Here is an 18,051-nt window from a genome sequence, read left to right on the forward strand (position 1 = left end):
TCAATAACTTAATTTAAAAAACACTTTTACCATGTTATCAGATTGATAAATTTAATCTTAAAAAAGCATAATACCCACATACGCCTGAGTGGTTATTAAAAAAAGAATAAAAATAAGACGGCAATTCTGTTTTTTTGATCGCGATCAATAGTTATGGCATCCAAAGGCGCAATATATAAACATCATATTTTTTAATTTAACGCACACCAATATGCGTTAAACCATTATTCCAGAAACGACAAAAACGCATCTTAAATAACTAAATAAAGCAAAAGAAACTAAAGAAAGCGAATTTGTTATTTCAGTATAAAAAGCATTCTTAACAACTTAAGACGTGAAACTATGAATACAAAAACTGCTGTAACGCCTCCTGTGGCGAATCAGGCATCAAATGGACAAGCAAAACGACTGCTTATGATGGCGCTGCCCATTGTTGTCGCCGTACTGCTGCTGTTTGTTCCCGTTCCTGAAGGGTTGCCGCCTTACGCATGGCACTACTTCGCCATCTTTGTCGGCGTGATCGTCGGCTTGATCTTCGAACCGCTGCCGGGTGCGGTGATCGGTCTGACCGGTGTGGTCGCCATTGCCCTCTGCAGCCAGTGGGTACTCTTCAGCCCGGAACAGCTGGCTGACCCGAAATTCAAGCTGGCAGGTGCCTCCTTTAAGTGGGCGGTGAGCGGTTTTGGTAACTCAACCGTCTGGCTGATCTTCGGTGCCTTCATGTTTGCCGCAGGCTATGACAAAACCCGCTTCGGCCGCCGTCTGGCGCTGATTCTGGTGAAGTACCTGGGCCGTCGCAGCCTGACGCTCGGTTACGCTATCACCTTCGCGGACCTGCTGCTGGCACCGTTTACCCCGTCCAACACCGCGCGCAGCGGCGGGACTATCTACCCAATCATCGCTAACCTGCCGCCGCTGTACGGTTCAAAACCTAATGACCCAAGCGCGCGTAAGATTGGTTCGTACCTGATGTGGGTGGCGATCACCGCGGCCTGTATCACCAGTTCGATGTTCCTTTCTGCTCTGGCTCCTAACCTGCTGGCGCTGGCGCTGGTGAAAAGCACTGTCGGGATCAACATCTCCTGGGGCACCTGGTTCATCGCCTTCCTGCCGCTGGGCGTGCTGCTGATTCTGACCATGCCGCTGCTGGCTTACTGGTTCTATCCACCTGAAGTAAAAGTGAACGACGAAGTACCGCTGTGGGCGACCCGTGAACTCGAAAAACTGGGCAAATTGTCCCGCAACGAAATCCTGCTGCTGGTGTTCGTATGCTGTGCGCTGCTGATGTGGATCTTCGCTGCCGCATGGATTGAACCGGCAATGGCTGCCCTGCTTATCGTAGGTCTGATGCTGTGGACCGGCGTACTGGAGTGGAACGATATCACCGGTAACAAAGCCGCATGGAACACCTTCGTCTGGTTCGCCACGCTGGTAGCGCTGGCAGATGGCCTCTCCTCCACCGGCTTTATTAGCTGGCTGGGTAAAGAAGGCGGTCTGTTAATGAGCGGTATCTCGCCGGGTGTAGCCACCATCGTCCTGCTGCTGGCGTTCTACCTGCTGCACTACCTGTTTGCCAGCACCACCGCGCACACTACCGCGCTGCTGCCAGCGATGCTGACCATCGCCTCCACCATCCCGGGCATGAATATGGAAGTGTTCGTTCTGCTGATGGTGACCTCGCTGGGCGTGATGGGGATCATCACCCCGTACGGTACTGGCCCAAGCCCGATTTACTACGGTAGCGGCTACCTGCCAACCAAAGACTACTGGCGCCTCGGCACCATCTTCGGTGCCATCTTCCTGGCGGCCCTGCTGCTGATTGGTTATCCGTGGATGTCCATGATGTTCTGATTCCTGACCGCCGGACTTCTCCTCCGGCGGTTTTATTTTTGTGGAGCAATACGCTATGTCAAACAAACCGTTTATCTACCAGAACCCCTTCCCTCTCGCGCACGATGACACCGAATACTATCTGCTGACCAAAGAGCACGTCTCCGTTGCCGAATTCGACGGTCAGGAAGTGCTGAAAGTGGAGCCAGAAGCCCTGACCCTGCTGGCGCAGCAGGCCTTCCACGATGCCGCGTTTATGCTGCGTCCTTCCCACCAGAAGCAGGTTGCCGCCATTCTCAACGACCCGGAAGCCAGCCAGAACGATAAATACGTTGCCCTGCAGTTCCTGCGTAACTCTGAAATTGCCGCAAAAGGCGTGCTGCCAACCTGTCAGGATACCGGCACCGCGATCATCATGGGCAAAAAAGGCCAGCGCGTCTGGACCGGCGGCGGTGACGAATCCGCGCTGAGCCAGGGCGTGTACAACACCTACATTGAAGACAACCTGCGCTACTCCCAGAATGCGGCGCTGGATATGTATAAAGAGGTGAACACCGGCACCAACCTGCCCGCGCAGATTGACCTCTACAGCGTCGACGGCGATGAGTACAAGTTCCTCTGCATGGCGAAAGGCGGCGGTTCTGCCAACAAAACCTATCTCTACCAGGAAACCAAAGCGCTGATCACCCCGGCGAAGCTAAAAAACTACCTGGTTGAGAAGATGCGCACCCTGGGCACTGCAGCCTGCCCGCCGTACCACATTGCCTTTGTTATCGGCGGAACCTCGGCGGAAGCTACGCTGAAAACAGTGAAGCTGGCTTCCACCCGCTACTACGATGCGCTGCCAACCGAAGGCAACGAACACGGTCAGGCGTTCCGCGATGTTCAGCTCGAACAGGAACTGCTCCAAGAAGCGCAGAACCTTGGTCTGGGCGCGCAGTTTGGCGGCAAATACTTTGCCCACGACATCCGCGTAATCCGCCTGCCGCGCCACGGTGCCTCCTGCCCAATCGGCATGGGCGTCTCCTGCTCCGCTGACCGTAATATCAAAGCGAAAATCAACCGCGACGGGATCTGGATTGAGAAGCTGGAACACAATCCGGGCCAGTATATTCCTGAGTCCCTGCGTCAACAGGGTGAAGGCGATGTGGTAAGCATCAACCTCGACAAGCCGATGAATGAGATCCTCGCCCAGCTTTCCGCGCACCCGGTCTCCACCCGCCTGTCGCTGAACGGCACCATCATCGTGGCGCGCGATATCGCCCACGCGAAGCTGAAAGAGCTGCTCGACAACGGGGAAGAACTGCCGCAGTACGTTAAAGATCACCCGATTTACTACGCAGGTCCGGCCAAAACGCCGGAAGGTTACGCGTCTGGCTCACTCGGCCCGACCACCGCGGGACGCATGGACTCCTATGTGGACTTACTGCAATCCCACGGCGCGAGCATGATCATGCTGGCGAAAGGCAACCGCAGCCAGCAAGTGACGGACGCCTGCCATAAACACGGCGGCTTCTACCTCGGCAGCATCGGCGGCCCGGCAGCGGTACTGGCGCAAAACAGCATCAAGAGCCTGGAGTGCATCGCGTATCCGGAGCTGGGTATGGAAGCCATCTGGAAAATTGAAGTAGAGAACTTCCCGGCGTTTATCCTCGTGGATGACAAAGGCAACGATTTCTTCCAGCAGATCCAGAACAAGCAGTGTAAAGGCTGTTCACAGCGCTGAGTGATAGTCACCATCGTCTGACTAGTCCCCTAGCTGCCCACTTCCGTGTGCAGCCTTTTTACAAGTAGGTCGGGTAAGCGTAGCGCCACCCGACAAAAAAGACGGCTAAGTTGTTGATAAACTGCACTCTGCGAGTTTCGCCCGGCGGCGCTACGCTTGCACGGGCCTACGGGTTTTGTAGGTCGGGTAAGCGCAGCGCCACCCGACAAGAAGGCGGCTAAGTTGTTGATAATATGCACTCTGCGCGTTTCGCCCGGCGGCGCTGCGCTTGCACGGGCCTACGGGTTTTGCAGGTCGGGTAAGCATAGCGCCACCCGACAAGAAAGACGGCTAAGGTGTTGATAACGGGTTCGCCATCCTTCTCAGCCAGGCCTGCCTGGCTTCCCTTCTGCGCGATGTCACAAAACAGCGATATCAGCCCCTTAGTGGAATATGGTGAATGAAAAATCAATGAATTGTTAAGTTATTGTTGGAACTGTAAATCCTGGTCAACGCCCTGTCATTGATGCACAGCACGCATCAGTTCATGCGCGATTTGCGCTTATTAAATTCCCTTTATTGAGCCAGTTTTCAGAAACAGACGAGCATAACGTCACGATAAAACTGGAGACAATCATGATTTCCTCGACCCCACCTGCAACCGTTCGTGCAAGAGCGGGCGCGATACTTCGCGTCACCTCGGGCAATTTCCTTGAGCAATTCGACTTCTTCCTGTTCGGGTTCTATGCCACCTACATCGCGCATACCTTCTTCCCGGCGAGCAGTGAATTTGCGTCGCTGATGATGACCTTCGCCGTCTTCGGCGCAGGCTTCTTAATGCGCCCCATTGGCGCGATTGTCCTTGGGGCTTACATCGACAAGGTCGGTCGTCGCAAAGGGTTGATCACCACCCTGTCGATTATGGCGGCCGGCACCTTCCTGATTGTGCTTATCCCCTCTTATGAAAGCATCGGCCTGTGGGCGCCGCTGCTGGTGCTAATGGGGCGATTGCTGCAGGGATTCTCCGCCGGTGCAGAACTGGGCGGCGTCTCCGTCTATCTGGCAGAAATTGCCACGCCGGGCCGCAAAGGCTTTTACACCAGCTGGCAGTCCGGCAGCCAGCAGGTGGCGATTATGGTGGCCGCTGCAATGGGCTTTGCCCTGAACGCGATGCTGGAAGAGAGCGCCATTCGTGAATGGGGCTGGCGGATCCCGTTCCTGTTCGGCTGTCTGATTGTGCCGTTTATCTTCTTCCTGCGCCGCAAGCTGGAAGAGACCGAAGAGTTTCGCGCGCGCCGCCACACGCTGGCGATGCGTCAGGTCTTTACTACCCTGCTGGCGAACTGGCCGGTTGTGGTTGCAGGCATGCTGATGGTGGCGATGACCACCACTGCGTTCTATCTGATCACCGTCTACGCACCGACCTTCGGCAAAAAGGTGTTGATGCTGAGCGCCTCCGACAGCCTGCTGGTCACGCTGCTGGTGGCGATCTCTAACTTTATCTGGCTGCCGGTAGGCGGTGCCCTGTCGGACCGCTTCGGTCGTAAACCGGTGCTGATTGCCATGACGCTGCTGGCGGTCGCCACCAGCTATCCGGCACTGACGCTGCTGGCGCAGGCCCCCAGCTTCTCGATGATGCTGAGCGTGCTGCTGTGGCTCTCTTTACTCTACGGCCTGTACAACGGCGCGATGATCCCGGCACTGACGGAGATCATGCCGGTTGAGGTGCGTGTGGCCGGTTTCTCACTGGCGTACAGCCTGGCTACCGCCGTCTTCGGCGGGTTTACGCCGGTCATTTCAACGGCCCTGATTGAGTACACCGGCGATAAAGCCTCTCCTGGCTACTGGATGAGCTTCGCGGCGATTTGCGCACTGCTGGCAACGCTTTATCTCTATCGCCGCAGCGCGATGAATCTGCAAGTACAGAGAGGATAACATGCACACATTTTTACGCTCAGGACTGGCCGGGCTGGTATTGATGGCGACCAGCGCAGGCGCGCTGGCCGAGAAGGTGACGGTCATGATTTCAGGCGGCTTCAAGGCCGCGCTGGAGAAGCTCGCCCCTCAGTATGAAGCCCAGACGGGCGATCGCATCGTGCTGATCCCGGGGCCGTCGATGGGAAAGACGCCGCAGGCGATCCCCAACCGACTGGCGCGCGGTGAAAAAGCGGACGTGGTGATTATGGTCGGCGATGCGCTGGCGCACCTGGAGAAGGACCAGATGGTCAAAGCGGGCTCGCGCGTTGAACTGGCGGACTCCCCCATCGGCGTGGTGGTGAAAGCCGGCTCGCCGGTACCGGATATCGCCACCGATAGCGCGCTAAAACAGACCCTGCTTCAGGCCAGCGCTATCGCCTACTCCGACAGCGCCAGCGGCCGGTATGTGCAAACAGAGCTGTTCAAAAAGTTGGGGATCGACGCGCAGGTAGAGGGAAAAGCGCATAAGGTGGAGCGGATCCCGGTCGCCTCTGAGGTGGCGAAAGGGAAATACGCCGTGGGTTTCCAGCAGGTCAGCGAGCTGTTGCCCGTGCCCGGCGTGACCTTTGTCGGCAAACTGCCGGATAATCTGCAGTACATCACCCGTTTTGCCGGGGCAGTGACCGCCCACGCGGCGCACCCTTCCGAGGGGAAAGCGCTGCTTGATTACCTCGCGTCAGCGAAAGCACGGGAAACCATCACCGCCACCGGGATGATCCCCGTCGCTACGCCGCGCGATAACGTGCAGTAATGAGGGTTTCCAGCTCAGCGGCAATCCACGACTGAATACGCCCGCTGCGCCGGATCAGCCCGACAGTGCGTTTCACTTCGGGTTCGGTCAGCGGGATATGCGTCAGAATGGAATGCTCAGCCCGCGGCATTGACATGGCGGGGACGGCAGCAATACCTATTCCCGCCTCGACCATTCCCAGCATCGTGGTGACGTGGCGCGTCTCGCAAATCCCGGGACGCTCCGGCTTAATGTGACCGAGCATCTGATCGAGCAAATTCCGGTTCCCCGACGTAATATCCAGGCTGATGTAATCCTGCTGATAAAACGCCTCCCAGGTCAGACTTTTGCGCCCCGCCAGCGGACTATCGCGACGACACGCGGCGACATACACATCCTCCACCAGCGGAATAAAGGTGATATCCGGCTGCAGGCTTCTCGCAAAACAGATGCCAAAATCCGCCTGCCCGCTGGCCACCGCCTCAATGACGTTGCCCGCGCTGCTGTCGATAAGCTTGATGCGCACGCGCGGATAGCGGCTGTGAAACTGGCGGATCACCTCCGGCATAAAATGACAGGCCGCCGAAGGCACGGTGGCGACGGTGATAAGCCCGGTGCGCTCCTCGCTTACCTTGTCGATATCCGCCAGCATCGACTCCACGTTTTCCAGAAGCTGCCCGCAGCGGTCAGCAAAAGTTTGCCCAAAAAGCGTCAGGGTGACGCGCCGGGTGGTTCTGTCGAACAGTTTCGCGCCGACTGCGGTTTCCAGCTTTTCAATGCGGCGGCTTAAGGCGGACTGGGAGATGCAGATAGATTCCGCGGCGATACGGAAGTTACCGTACTCTACCAGAGCTCTGAAGGCGTAAAGATCGTTGAGGTCGAAATTGACGGGCATATTTTCTGGCAATCCTTAGCGCTTTCTGGAAACTCGGACATTCATAATAGCGACTTATGAATCAGCGGCAACCTCTGCCGCTGATGTATGCCCTGCCTCAGTGGGAATCGCTATATGTCTCCGTCACCGCGTCCACCAGCGCCATCTCCTCGCGGCTCAGCAGCATCTCAATATTCACCAGAATAATCATTCGACTGTCGAGCACCCCCAGGCCAAGCAGGTAACGGCCAGAAAGTACCGAGGCCACGTCCGGGGTCGGCTTGATGTTATCCACGTCAATCGACAGCACGTCCGCCACGCCGTCAACCACAATACCCACCACGCGGTCGTTCAGATTGAGCACAATCACCACCGTTTTGTCGTCCTGCGACGGGTCGGGCAGGTCAAAGCGCACGCGCAGATCGACAATCGGCACAATCACGCCGCGCAGGTTGGTCACGCCGGTAATAAAATTCGGCGCGTTCGGAATACGCGTCAGGCGATCGCAGCCGCGGATCTCCTGCACTTTAAGAATATCGATGCCGTACTCTTCGTCGCCCAGGCGGAATACCAGGTACTCCTGCGCGATGGCGTCGGTTGCGGCGGGTTTACTGGCGGTTGCTACAGTCATGCGTTTACCCCCTCCCTCTGGGGTTGTGGTGCGTTGAGCGTTGAGAGCTCAACCACGTCAAGGATCAGCGCCACGCTGCCATCGCCGAGGATGGTGGCAGCAGAGACGCCAGGCACTTTGCGATAGTTATGTTCAAGGTTCTTCACCACCACCTGCTGCTGGCCGATAAGCTGATCGACCCACAGCGCATAGCGGCAGCCCGCGCTTTGCACGATAACCACAATACCGTCGTCAGCAGGGGCTTCACCCGCCACCGAAAGACGCTGGCGCAGCAGCACCAGCGGCAGATATTCGCCGCGTACCTGGAGCAGACGCTCTTCACCAACAAAGCGGCAAAGCATCTCGTCGGTCGGTCGCAGCGACTCCATCACCGCGCCCAGCGGCAGGACATAAATCTCCTCCCCCACTTTCACCAGCATGCCGTCGAGGATCGCCAGCGTCAGCGGCAGAATAATACGGATGGTCGTCCCGCCCCCCGGCGTCGAGAGCACGTCCACGTGGCCGCCCATCGCCAGGATGTTGCGTCGCACCACGTCCATGCCGACGCCACGCCCGGAGACGTCCGTTACGCTTTCGGCGGTGGAGAAACCGGCGGCGAAGATCAGCATCCACACATCGTCGTCACTCATGGTGTCGCTGATGGTCATGCCCTGAGAACGGGCTTTGGCGAGGATCTTCTCCCGGTTCAGCCCCGCCCCATCGTCGCTGACCTCAATCACGATATTGCCGCCGTGGTGTTCGGCCGAGAGCGTCAGGTTCCCGGTCACCGGTTTGCCTTTTGCGACGCGCACCTCTTTCTCTTCAATGCCGTGGTCAAGGCTATTACGTACCAGGTGGGTCAGCGGGTCGATAATGCGCTCGATCAGGCTCTTGTCCAGCTCGGCGGAACCGCCTTTCAGAGTCAGTTCGACCTCTTTATTCAGGCGCGCCCCCAGGTCATGCACCAGACGTGGGAAGCGGCTAAAGACGTAATCCATCGGCATCATACGAATGGACATCACCGACTCCTGCAGCTCGCGGGTGTTGCGCTCCATCTGCGCCACGCAGCCGGAGAGCAGATCATAACTGGCAGGATCGAGGGTACGCGACAGCTGGGAGAGCATTGCCTGGGTGATGATAAGCTCACCGACCTGGTTGATGATCTGGTCGACTTTACTCACCGCCACGCGAATGCTGCCCGACTCCTGATTCGCCGCACGCGGCGCAGTCGGCGCTTTTTTGACAACGGTCTCAGGCACCGCAACCGGCGTCTGTACCGGCGGTGTGGCTTGTGCAGGACGGACCTCGATCTGCTTGCTGTCGAGCACAAAGCAGAGCACGGCGGTGATATCGTCCGCCGTGACGGTCGTGCGCAGCGTGACGGTCATGCTGTCTGACGTCGCCTCAACGTCTGTTATCTCGCCCATGTTGGTCAGCTCGTCGCGCAGCATCGTCTGCTCGCGCGCCTCGACGTTACGCAGGGTCACCACCAGCGTGGCGTCCGTCTCCGGAGCCATGCTGGCAGGCTCTGGCGCGGGGGCCGGTGCCGCCGCTGGCGTCGTGGGCTGCTGACCTTCAAGGGCAATCTCTCTCAGGGCTTCACAGATATAGCGATAACGTGCTTCATCAGGCTCCTGCGAAGACTGATAGGCTTCCAGCTGCGCTTGCATAATGTCCTTACATTCCAGAAAAAGGTTGATGATTGAGCGACTGAGCGTTCTCTCCCCTGCCCGCGCCTGGTCGAGGAGGTTCTCCAGCAGGTGGGTCGTCTCCTGTAATGCGGTAAATCCAAAGGTGGCCGCGCCGCCTTTCAGCGAGTGTGCGGCACGAAAGATGGCGTTTAGCTGTTCCTGGTCCGGCGCTACCACGTCAAGCTGCAGCAGTTCCTGCTCCATTTCGGCCAGCAGCTCTTCCGCCTCGGTAAAAAAGATCTGCGAAAAATCATTCATGTCCATCGGTATAACCCTGCACGTTTTGCAGATTGATATCGCTCAGCACGCTGCCTGCACGTTGAGCCTGCGTATCTTCCAGACGGATCTCCTGCTCTTTCGAACGACTAAGGACCAGAATGCTGATGCGGCGGTTTACCGCGCTTTCCGGCGGCGTGTTCTCCAGCGGCATCCGGCTGGCGGTGCCGATCACGCGCAAGAAGCGCTCATCGTTAAGCCCGCCACGGACTAGCACCCGGCGAGCGGCATTCGCGCGCCCGGCAGAAAGCTCCCAGTTGCTGTAGCCGCCGTCGCCACCGGCATACGGCAGCGAATCGGTGTGTCCCGTCAGGCTCAGCGCGTTTGGCAGTTCCTGCAGCAGCGGCACCAGCGCCTGCAGAATGCCGTTCATGTAAGATTCCGGCAGCTCGCTGCCGACGCGGAACATGGGTCTGTCCTGCGAGTCGGTGATCTGGATCAGCAGACCGTCGTTGGTGAGGTTCAGCAGGATGTTGGATTTAAAGTTGTTCAGCCGCGGATCGGTTTCGATCATCTTCTGCAGCTTCTCTTTTGCCTGCTTCAGGCTTTCGGCCCGCTTAAGCTTATCAATACGGCTGAACTGCCCTTTAAACACCTCGCCGTCCTGCTTGATCACATCGTCCCCGCCGCCGGGGATGACGCTGTCGCTCAGGCTGGTCTTATTGCCGTTAGCCATGGAGGGTTTCAGCGGCATGCGGAAGTAATCGGCAATCAGCTCCCTTTCCATGTCGGTGGACTGCGACAGCAGCCACATCACCAGAAAGAAGGCCATCATTGCCGTCATAAAATCGGCGTAGGCAATTTTCCAGGTACCGCCATGATGGGCATGTTTCTTCTTTTTACGCTTACGCGAGATGATGACCGGCGCGATGTTTTTCATGCTACGTTGTCCGCCGATTTGGTTTTCAGCGTGGCATTAGACTTCACTTCGCGAACATGCTCTTCCAGCTCGGCAAACGACGGACGTTCGCTGGTAAAGATGGTTTTACGACCGAACTCCACGGCGATCTGCGGCGCATAGCCGTTGAGGCTGGAGAGCAGCGTCACTTTGATGCACTGCATAATTTTGACCTGGTCAGAACTCTTCTGGCGCAGCAACGTCGCCAGCGGTAACACGAAACCATACGCGATCAGGATCCCGAGGAAGGTGCCCACCAGCGCGTGACCAATCAGCATCCCCAGCTCCGCCGCCGGGCGATCCGCCGACCCCAGGGCATTCACGACGCCCATCACCGCGGCCACAATACCGAACGCCGGAAACGCGTCGCCCACCGTGTTCAGGCTGTGAGCAGGCACTTCCAGCTCCTCTTCGCAGGTTTCGATCTCTTCGTCCATCAGGGCTTCGATTTCATGGGAATTCATGCTGCCGCCGATCATCAGGCGGAAGTAGTCGAGGATGAAGTTGGCGAGCATCGGGTCGCTCATCAGGCGAGGATAAGCGCTAAAAATATCGCTGTTCTGCGGGTCTTCAATGTCCTTTTCCAGCGACATCAACCCGTGAACGCGGCTCTGGGAGAGCAGCAGGAACATCAGGGCCATGAGATCCATATAGACCTCTTTGTTGTAACGCTTGCCGGCAAAGACCTTAACCAGCGCCTTCCCCGTTGCCTTCAGGGATTTGACGTTGTTGCCGACGATAAAGGCCCCGACCCCGGCACCGCCGATAATCAGCAGCTCCAGTGGCTGAAACAGCGCCATTAGATTACCACCAGACAAAATAAAACCACCAAAAACGGTCAGTATGACAACAAGATAGCCAACAATAACTAACACACTCTCTCCTTTAACTTTTTTGACCGATGCCGGTTCTCCCGGCATCAGGTAAACGCCATCTTGCGCACTGCCGTCCATCTGGGTTAAGCCGTCAGAATTTCCGGCGCGGCGAATTTACCCAGGAGTCCGGTATTGCTCACCTGGGATTTTTTCAGCGCGCGCGACGGCGGACTGCACAAGCTGCAGGTAAATGGGTTTTTAATAAATTCCGTGGTGACGACAAAACCGCCGCCACAGACGCTGCAGGCTTTACGCGAAATAATGCCGCAGTCGATAAAACGTAATAATGTCCAGGCACGCGTCAGACCCAGCACCGGCTTCTCATCCGCACATGAGCTGCACTGCTCCAGATAAAGGCGATAGGTCTTCATCAGCATTTCAATGGAACGCCCCTGCTCGGTCTTTTTCAAATACAGGTAGATGTTGTAGAACATGGAAGAGTGAATATTCTGCTCCCACGACATAAACCAGTCTTCTGAAAACGGCAGCATGCCTTTTGGCGGCGGACAGCCGCGTAACTCTTTATATAAACGAAGCAGGCGACGGCGGCTGAGCGATGTTTCCGATTCCAGCACCTGCATTCTCGCGCCCAGAGAAATTAATCCCATGGCGATATTCACTTCATCAATTTCCTGCAGCAGACTTTTTTCACCACACATTATTATGCCTCCTCTGCCGCGACGGTTTCTTCTTCGCTTAAGGCGTTAAGAAGGTTGGTCGACAAAATAATGCCGGTGTGAATTTGCTGCAGCGCTTCAATACGTGAATCTTTAGTCAGATTTTCAATCACCACTTCATCGTCAACGCGCAAACGACAAATCAATTGATTGGTGGTCGCCAACTTCATTAACTGCGGCAATGAAAGATCTTTCAGGTTATTAATCGTTCCTTCGGATAAGCCAAGGCGAAAACCAGCGGCAAATTTATCCTGACGGATCAGCTGTTGAGCCAACAGCAAATAAGACAGGTTGATATCATGAATATTTTGCAGGTACTCGTCGAAATTAGACACAGGCGAAAACTCCCAATTTTAATCAGCCAGAAATGGCATTTCATGTAAGTGCATTACAATGACCACACTGATGCAGAGAGTCTTTTGGCATTGATATTCACCAGGCACGATCTAATGGCTTCGGTAAATGATTGACAACTGTTCAATGCCAAAGGATGGACGCATCAAGAAACTGACGAAATCATATTCATTAAAAATTTCCCGAACAACCCGCAAAAGTTTCCGCAAATCCACGAATTGCTGTTAACTACATGATTTAAAAAACTTAATTAAGTTATTAAACGTTCTTAAACCTGAGATTAAACGCCATAACCCATTGTTAATGCTGTTATTAACATTGTTAATGTTAACCTGACGTTATCATTTTGCTTTCACATCCATTCGGCTGCGCAATCTTTTTACTGCCAGACTGTGCAACTGACTGACCCGTGTTTCCGTAATCCCCAGAACCAGTCCAATCTCTTTCATATTCAGATCCTGAAGATAATAGAGCTGCAGCAAAACCTGCTCCCGCTCGGGAATAAAGGCAATATGCTCGGTAATCTTCTCGATCAGGTTCTGCTTAACGGCATCATTCAGAGGATTAAGCAGCGCGTTCTCTTCATCATTCATTTCCCAGCTGTCGGCATAATTTTCCTGCAACTCATCAACCGAGTACATTTGGCTGGAGTTATTATCCGCCAGCATCTGCTGAAATTCCTGCAATGAGACACCCATGCGCTCTGCAATTTCAGCTTCGGTAGCTTCTCCGCCTTTTTCCTGCTCGATTTGCTGAATAAGGGCGACAATCTCCCGCGTATGGGTTCGTACCCGACGCGGAACCCAGTCATTTTCTCTCAGCTCATCTAATAATGCCCATTTCACCCGCTGGGTAATCCACGCTGTGAGCGCCACCCCTTTTTTCGGGTCAAAGCTTTCGACTGCACTTAAAAAACCGATTGAACCCGCCTGAATTAAATCATCCAGCTCGACGCTGGCAGGAAGTCGCTTATGTAAACGTAATGCTTCCTGCCGCACCAGATAATGATACTTAGACCAGACTACCGATTTATCTTCCAGCCCTTCGGCCGTATAAATACCATCCACGATTGCATTCCACCTGCTATTCTCTTTAAGAATTATCCGGTGAAATGGTGCATTCAAATAGTGCAATAAGCCTGTATAAAAATGCGCTTTCTGTTACTTCGCTTTTATTAATAATCGCTGCTGAAATATAGCGATATTAATGCAGCTAATTAACGGGATTAAAAGGTTTCCCACTGGGCCAGGTCCGGCTCTTTCTGACGCTTAACGTTATTCGGTTCTGCGGCAGTTTTCACCCTCACGCTTTCCTGATTAAGCTGGAATTGCGCGACCAGTTTTTCCAGGGCGTCAGACTGTGCTTCCAGTTCGCTCGCCGCCAGCGCCGCCTCTTCCACCATCGCCGCATTCTGCTGGGTCACCAGATCCATTTCATTGACGGCCTGTGAAATCTGGTTGATGCCCGCGCTCTGCTCATCCGATGCCGAGGTGATTTCGCCCATGATCTGCGTCACCTGCGAAACCGAGGTCACAATCTCCTGCATCACCGTGCTGGCCTGCCCGACCTGACGTGAACCGATATCAATATTGTTCACGCTGGTGTTGATCAGCTGGTTGATCTCTTTCGCCGCATCGGCGCTGCGTTTCGCCAGGTTACGCACTTCTTCAGCAACGACCGCAAAGCCACGTCCCTGCTCACCGGCACGCGCTGCTTCAACTGCCGCGTTCAGGGCCAGGATGTTGGTCTGATTGGCAATGCTGTCGATCACGCCGTTGATATCGGCAATCTGGCGCGAGCTGGTGGTGATCTGGGCCATGATTTGCTCCAGGCTCTGCATCACTTCCCCGCCGTTATGGGCATTGTTGCTGGCACTTTCCGCCAGTTCACGCGCCGCATGGGCGTTGTCAGCATTCTGACGTACGGTGGTTTTGATTTGTTCCATGCTGGCCGCCGTCTCCTGCAGCGCGGTCGCCTGCTCTTCCGTCCGGGAGGAGAGATCGTTATTGCCGTGGGCAATTTCCTGGGCGTTGGTGTGGATGCGTAACACGCTCTCACGAATCCCGGACACGGTTTCCGCCAGGGAAGTACGCATCTTTTCCATCTCGTTAAGCATGTTGCCGATTTCATTCTCGCTGCCAGCTTCAATCGCTTTACTGAGGTCACCGCCGGAAATACGCTTCAATACGCCAACCGTCATTGCCATACGCTGAACCAGAGTCTGGCGCAGCCAGAAGCGGATCACGAACAGCAGGCCAATGGCCAGCAACACGACCGCAAGCCCCACGCCGACCATAATCTTGTAGCCGCGCTCTGAGGCATGAATAAAGCCTTCGCTGACGCGGGCGCTGGCGTCTGTATATTGCTCGACCTTATTACGCAGGGTGGTACGCAGCTCCATATCCTGTTCCAGAGAACCGGTATAGCCCGTCGGATTATGCAGATAACCCAGCTTTACTTCCGCGACTTTATACACGGCGTTAAACGCCGCGTTCACCTCGGCGGCCAGACGCTCCTCTTCCGGGGTATTAAACGGCGAGGCCATAAAGTCATCCATGTTGCGGCGTGCCATTTTCACCACGTTCTGAGTGTGCTTTGCCACCGTTTCCGATACCGGGTTACCCAGCGCCGCCTGCAGCATCAGGCCGTTCGTATTCGCCATGACTGCGCTGATGTTATAGGCGGCATCGCGCATCTGATCGTTATTTTCAGCGGCGACAACAATACTTTTAAAATTGCTGTTATTCGCGACGGCGTTATAAACCGAATAGGCCGTGACGCCGAACAGCATGACGGCAAACAGTCCGATAATAAGCGTGACTGTGCTGTAAATTTTAAGTTTCTTTAACATAGTTTCTCACCTGCCGCGTACGAATTAACCGTACGCGGTAGCGTCTGAAGGATCATTATTTAAGCGGTAATTCGCTTCACATATTAAACAGGTTCATCTTCTGCATATTTTTGTAGACGAACATCGAGGCATTAAAGGCTAGCTCTGACATCTGCGATTCGGCCACCATGGAGACCAGCATGCCGGTATCAGACCCAATCGCATCCTGAACTTTAATAATGGTGTCGTTAATCATCACAGCGCCGGTTGTATCCAGGGCGGCAATCTGCTGCAGGTTGGTCCCCAGTTCGGCCTGGACTTTCCCCAGACTATCAATTCCTGCCTCAACCGCCTCATTGGCAGCCTTGAGCGCGTCATCCAGTGTGTCTTTATCGATAGGATCCATGGATAATGCCGCTACTGCATCATTCAACACCATGAAAATATTTCCGAAGATCTCACTCCCCAGATGGCTGGTTTGCATTTCAGCACCATCCGCAACGGTCTGCTTACGGACGTCGTTCCCACCCCGGTAGTTACCTGCCTCATCAAATGCCGGAGTATCGGTTTTATAGCCGGAGAAAATATAGCGGCCACTGCTGTCACGGCTGTTCGCTAAATCCAGCAGATTTTCGCGGATCCCTTTAATTTCTTCGCCAAGGGCCCGGCGGTCTTCATCCGAGTAGGCATCACTATTCGCAGCAACGAGTTTCTCTTTCAGCGTGGTGGTTAACAGGTCGCCAGCACCGCTCAAAATATGGTCCTGATATTCCAGTGAATTACGTGCGCGAGTACGCACACCGCTATAAAGCTCCAGCTTTGCCAGCGCATCCTGATGTTTTACCGCATCGGTTGCCGCGGCAGGGTCATCAGAGGCCTTTAATAAGGTTTTCCCGGCAGACATCCGCATATAAGCATCATTGCTCTGGCTCATGCGCTTTGCCATCGACTCAGCGCTTTGCTTGTACATATAAAGTGTACTTAATCGCATCTTCCGTTCCTTATCTGATCGACAACAGCGCATCAAACATTGAGTTTGCGGTTTGTAAGAGTTGCGCATTGGCGTTGTAATACTGCTTAAACATATCGAGATTGATGTACTCCTCGTCCATCGTCACGCCCGAGATGCCTTGCTTTATTTCATATTTGCTTCTTAAATCGGTTTCCGCACTGGCCGCGTCAGATTTCGCCACTCGTGCGCGATCGCCGATGGTACCGACCAGGCTGGCATAGGCTTCGCTAAGGGTGTTTTTGCCGATCAGCGCTTCATTCTGAATCTCCAACATCTTTTGAAGGTTGTCGTTATCGCCTGGCTCTTGATCATCTTTACCCGCAGCGGCAAACCCTTCCGCACTGGTAATCTTACGGGCCAGGCCTTCTGCGGCACCCGCCATGGGGTTCAGGGTGAACGTGTCTCCGTCAGCGGCCTTAGATGGAATCGGCAGCACAATTTCAATGCCGTCAAACTTAAGTTTACCCAGTTCGCTGGTGTCCACCGTGATCGTACGCCCATCAGCCCCGGTCACTTCCCAGTCAGGAGCCTTATAGGTGAGGGTGTAATCTTCGGATTTCACCTTTTTATAGTCGGCTACCGTTATCTGCTCTAAGCGATCGCTACCCTGATTTTTCGCATTCGCAATGGCTTTGATATCCGACAGTGAGAAGAGATCTTCACCCGGCGTTCCATCCTGCTTAAAACCCGCGCAGTTCTGCTCATTCATACGATGCGCCATCATAAAGGCCATCTGATCCAGCTCCTGGCGCGCTACCGTCAGGTCTTCATTACGGAATTTAAACAGCCCGCCCAGACGCCCTTTGGTTATGCTGCTTTCATCAAGCGGCGTGGCGTTACCGCTGGCATCCACGTAGGAGACGATAATTTTATTGGGATCGGCATCGGACGGAGAGGTTTGTAATTTATAGGCAGTCGTGCCAGAAACCAGAGGACGTCCGTCCGCCAGCGTCACATCGACACGCCCGGAGTTTGGGTCTTCGTTAACGCTAATCCCCATTTGCGCACTCAGGTCTTCCAGCAGCATGTCGCGCTGATCGAGAAGATCGGCAGGCGGCGCACCGTTGCCCAGGGCACGCTCCAGCTGCCTGTTGATCTCAGCGAGCTGCTGGGTCGCAGTGTTAATGTCCTTTGCACTGCGTTCAATCTGTGTGTTGGTGCTCTTTTCCAGCCCGGTCAGACGCTTGGCGCTGGCGTTATAACGATTGCTCAGCGTGCCGAGCGAGTTATACACCGCCGCACGGGCGGGACCGTCAGACGGGTCACCGCTGAGTGTCGCCATGGCTTTAAACATGTCGTTTATGGATACCGACACGTTATCGGATTCATCAGCAAGCATGTTGTCGATATCCGACAACTGCTCCATGCGTCCCTTCAACGCGGACCAGCTCGACAGCGAGCCGCGCAGCTGGTTATTGGCGAAAGCATCGTACGCACGCTCCACGCCGACAGCTTTCGCCCCGTAACCGAAAAAGCCCTGCCCTGTCGACATGCCGCCACTCTCACCAATGATCAAATTACGGCGGCTGTAGCCAGCGGACATCCCGTTGGTCAGGTTGTCACCCGTCACCCGTAATGCGGCCTGCGCGACGCTCAGGCCGTTTCTCGCTAAGTTATAAAGATTATTCATAAGATAGACATTCCTGATTGCAGGCCCGGTCTCTCTTTCCGGGCCAGAAAGTTCATGGCTCTGGTTATTTCATCGGTGATTC

The 18,051-nt window shown here is 55.0% G+C and carries 15 protein-coding genes; 4 read left to right on the plus strand and 11 right to left on the minus strand.

Features of this window, described 5'->3' with window-relative positions:
- Positions 1–342 precede the first annotated feature (342 nt).
- From ACTJJA_RS09745 to ACTJJA_RS09760, 4 genes are all read left to right on the plus strand, one after another.
- A complete protein-coding gene (locus ACTJJA_RS09745) occupies positions 343–1,851 on the plus strand; it encodes an anion permease (RefSeq protein ID WP_108417534.1) in 1,509 nt (502 codons plus the stop codon).
- Positions 1,852–1,906: 55 nt separating this feature from the next.
- The gene (gene fumA / locus ACTJJA_RS09750; protein ID WP_440667637.1) at positions 1,907–3,556 is read left to right on the plus strand and encodes a class I fumarate hydratase FumA; all 1,650 of its coding nucleotides are present in this window, start codon (positions 1,907–1,909) and stop codon (positions 3,554–3,556) included.
- Positions 3,557–4,171: 615 nt separating this feature from the next.
- Positions 4,172–5,470, plus strand: coding sequence for an MFS transporter (locus tag ACTJJA_RS09755; protein ID WP_440667639.1), 1,299 nt, complete (start codon positions 4,172–4,174; stop codon positions 5,468–5,470).
- A 1-nt stretch (position 5,471) separates the two neighbouring features.
- Positions 5,472–6,263, plus strand: a complete 792-nt coding sequence (locus ACTJJA_RS09760; protein ID WP_440667641.1) for a substrate-binding domain-containing protein — start codon at positions 5,472–5,474, stop codon at positions 6,261–6,263.
- Here ACTJJA_RS09760 and ACTJJA_RS09765 read toward each other — a convergent pair.
- From ACTJJA_RS09765 to flgK, 11 genes are all read right to left on the minus strand, one after another.
- Positions 6,238–7,137 carry a LysR family transcriptional regulator gene (locus ACTJJA_RS09765; RefSeq protein ID WP_440667643.1) on the minus strand — a complete coding sequence of 300 codons (900 nt, stop codon included), beginning with the start codon at positions 7,135–7,137 and terminating at the stop codon, positions 6,238–6,240. The two genes, ACTJJA_RS09760 and ACTJJA_RS09765, sit on opposite strands and share 26 nt — an antisense overlap.
- Before the next feature lie 97 nt (positions 7,138–7,234).
- Positions 7,235–7,747, minus strand: coding sequence for a chemotaxis protein CheW (locus tag ACTJJA_RS09770; protein ID WP_440667645.1), 513 nt, complete (start codon positions 7,745–7,747; stop codon positions 7,235–7,237).
- Entirely contained in the window at positions 7,744–9,681 is a 1,938-nt protein-coding gene (cheA, locus tag ACTJJA_RS09775; protein WP_440667647.1) for a chemotaxis protein CheA, read from the minus strand. Before cheA ends, ACTJJA_RS09770 begins: the two co-directional genes overlap by 4 nt.
- A complete protein-coding gene (motB, locus tag ACTJJA_RS09780; protein ID WP_440667649.1) occupies positions 9,668–10,573 on the minus strand; it encodes a flagellar motor protein MotB in 906 nt (301 codons plus the stop codon). The genes cheA and motB overlap by 14 nt, the downstream gene beginning before the upstream one ends.
- The gene (motA, locus tag ACTJJA_RS09785; RefSeq protein WP_440667651.1) at positions 10,570–11,466 is read right to left on the minus strand and encodes a flagellar motor stator protein MotA; all 897 of its coding nucleotides are present in this window, start codon (positions 11,464–11,466) and stop codon (positions 10,570–10,572) included. The genes motB and motA overlap by 4 nt, the downstream gene beginning before the upstream one ends.
- Positions 11,467–11,549: 83 nt before the next feature.
- Entirely contained in the window at positions 11,550–12,125 is a 576-nt protein-coding gene (flhC, locus tag ACTJJA_RS09790) for a flagellar transcriptional regulator FlhC (RefSeq protein WP_440667653.1), read from the minus strand.
- 2 nt (positions 12,126–12,127) lie between these two features.
- Entirely contained in the window at positions 12,128–12,478 is a 351-nt protein-coding gene (gene flhD, locus ACTJJA_RS09795) for a flagellar transcriptional regulator FlhD (protein WP_440667655.1), read from the minus strand.
- A gap of 360 nt (positions 12,479–12,838) precedes the next feature.
- Complete coding sequence (gene fliA / locus ACTJJA_RS09800; protein WP_440667657.1) at positions 12,839–13,564, minus strand: RNA polymerase sigma factor FliA; 726 nt, start codon at positions 13,562–13,564, stop codon at positions 12,839–12,841.
- Between the two features lie 158 nt (positions 13,565–13,722).
- Positions 13,723–15,348 carry a methyl-accepting chemotaxis protein gene (locus ACTJJA_RS09805; RefSeq protein ID WP_440667659.1) on the minus strand — a complete coding sequence of 542 codons (1,626 nt, stop codon included), beginning with the start codon at positions 15,346–15,348 and terminating at the stop codon, positions 13,723–13,725.
- Between the two features lie 76 nt (positions 15,349–15,424).
- Complete coding sequence (flgL, locus tag ACTJJA_RS09810; protein WP_440667661.1) at positions 15,425–16,318, minus strand: flagellar hook-associated protein FlgL; 894 nt, start codon at positions 16,316–16,318, stop codon at positions 15,425–15,427.
- 10 nt (positions 16,319–16,328) lie between these two features.
- Entirely contained in the window at positions 16,329–17,969 is a 1,641-nt protein-coding gene (gene flgK / locus ACTJJA_RS09815; protein WP_440667663.1) for a flagellar hook-associated protein FlgK, read from the minus strand.
- Between the last annotated feature and the right edge of the window lie 82 nt (positions 17,970–18,051).

This window comes from Enterobacter sp. 22452, from assembly GCF_052045065.1.
Lineage (GTDB): Bacteria > Pseudomonadota > Gammaproteobacteria > Enterobacterales > Enterobacteriaceae > Enterobacter > Enterobacter mori.

Bases quoted from the DNA above. Each gene is read 5' to 3' on its own strand.
- ACTJJA_RS09745 (WP_108417534.1), top strand. From the start codon at position 343: ATGAATACAAAAACTGCTGTAACGCCTCCTGTGGCGAATCAGGCATCA.
- fumA (WP_440667637.1), top strand. From the start codon at position 1,907: ATGTCAAACAAACCGTTTATCTACCAGAACCCCTTCCCTCTCGCGCAC.
- ACTJJA_RS09755 (WP_440667639.1), top strand. From the start codon at position 4,172: ATGATTTCCTCGACCCCACCTGCAACCGTTCGTGCAAGAGCGGGCGCG.
- ACTJJA_RS09760 (WP_440667641.1), top strand. From the start codon at position 5,472: ATGCACACATTTTTACGCTCAGGACTGGCCGGGCTGGTATTGATGGCG.
- ACTJJA_RS09765 (WP_440667643.1), bottom strand. From the start codon at position 7,137: ATGCCCGTCAATTTCGACCTCAACGATCTTTACGCCTTCAGAGCTCTG.
- ACTJJA_RS09770 (WP_440667645.1), bottom strand. From the start codon at position 7,747: ATGACTGTAGCAACCGCCAGTAAACCCGCCGCAACCGACGCCATCGCG.
- cheA (WP_440667647.1), bottom strand. From the start codon at position 9,681: ATGGACATGAATGATTTTTCGCAGATCTTTTTTACCGAGGCGGAAGAG.
- motB (WP_440667649.1), bottom strand. From the start codon at position 10,573: ATGAAAAACATCGCGCCGGTCATCATCTCGCGTAAGCGTAAAAAGAAG.
- flhC (WP_440667653.1), bottom strand. From the start codon at position 12,125: ATGTGTGGTGAAAAAAGTCTGCTGCAGGAAATTGATGAAGTGAATATC.
- ACTJJA_RS09805 (WP_440667659.1), bottom strand. From the start codon at position 15,348: ATGTTAAAGAAACTTAAAATTTACAGCACAGTCACGCTTATTATCGGA.
- flgL (WP_440667661.1), bottom strand. From the start codon at position 16,318: ATGCGATTAAGTACACTTTATATGTACAAGCAAAGCGCTGAGTCGATG.
- flgK (WP_440667663.1), bottom strand. From the start codon at position 17,969: ATGAATAATCTTTATAACTTAGCGAGAAACGGCCTGAGCGTCGCGCAG.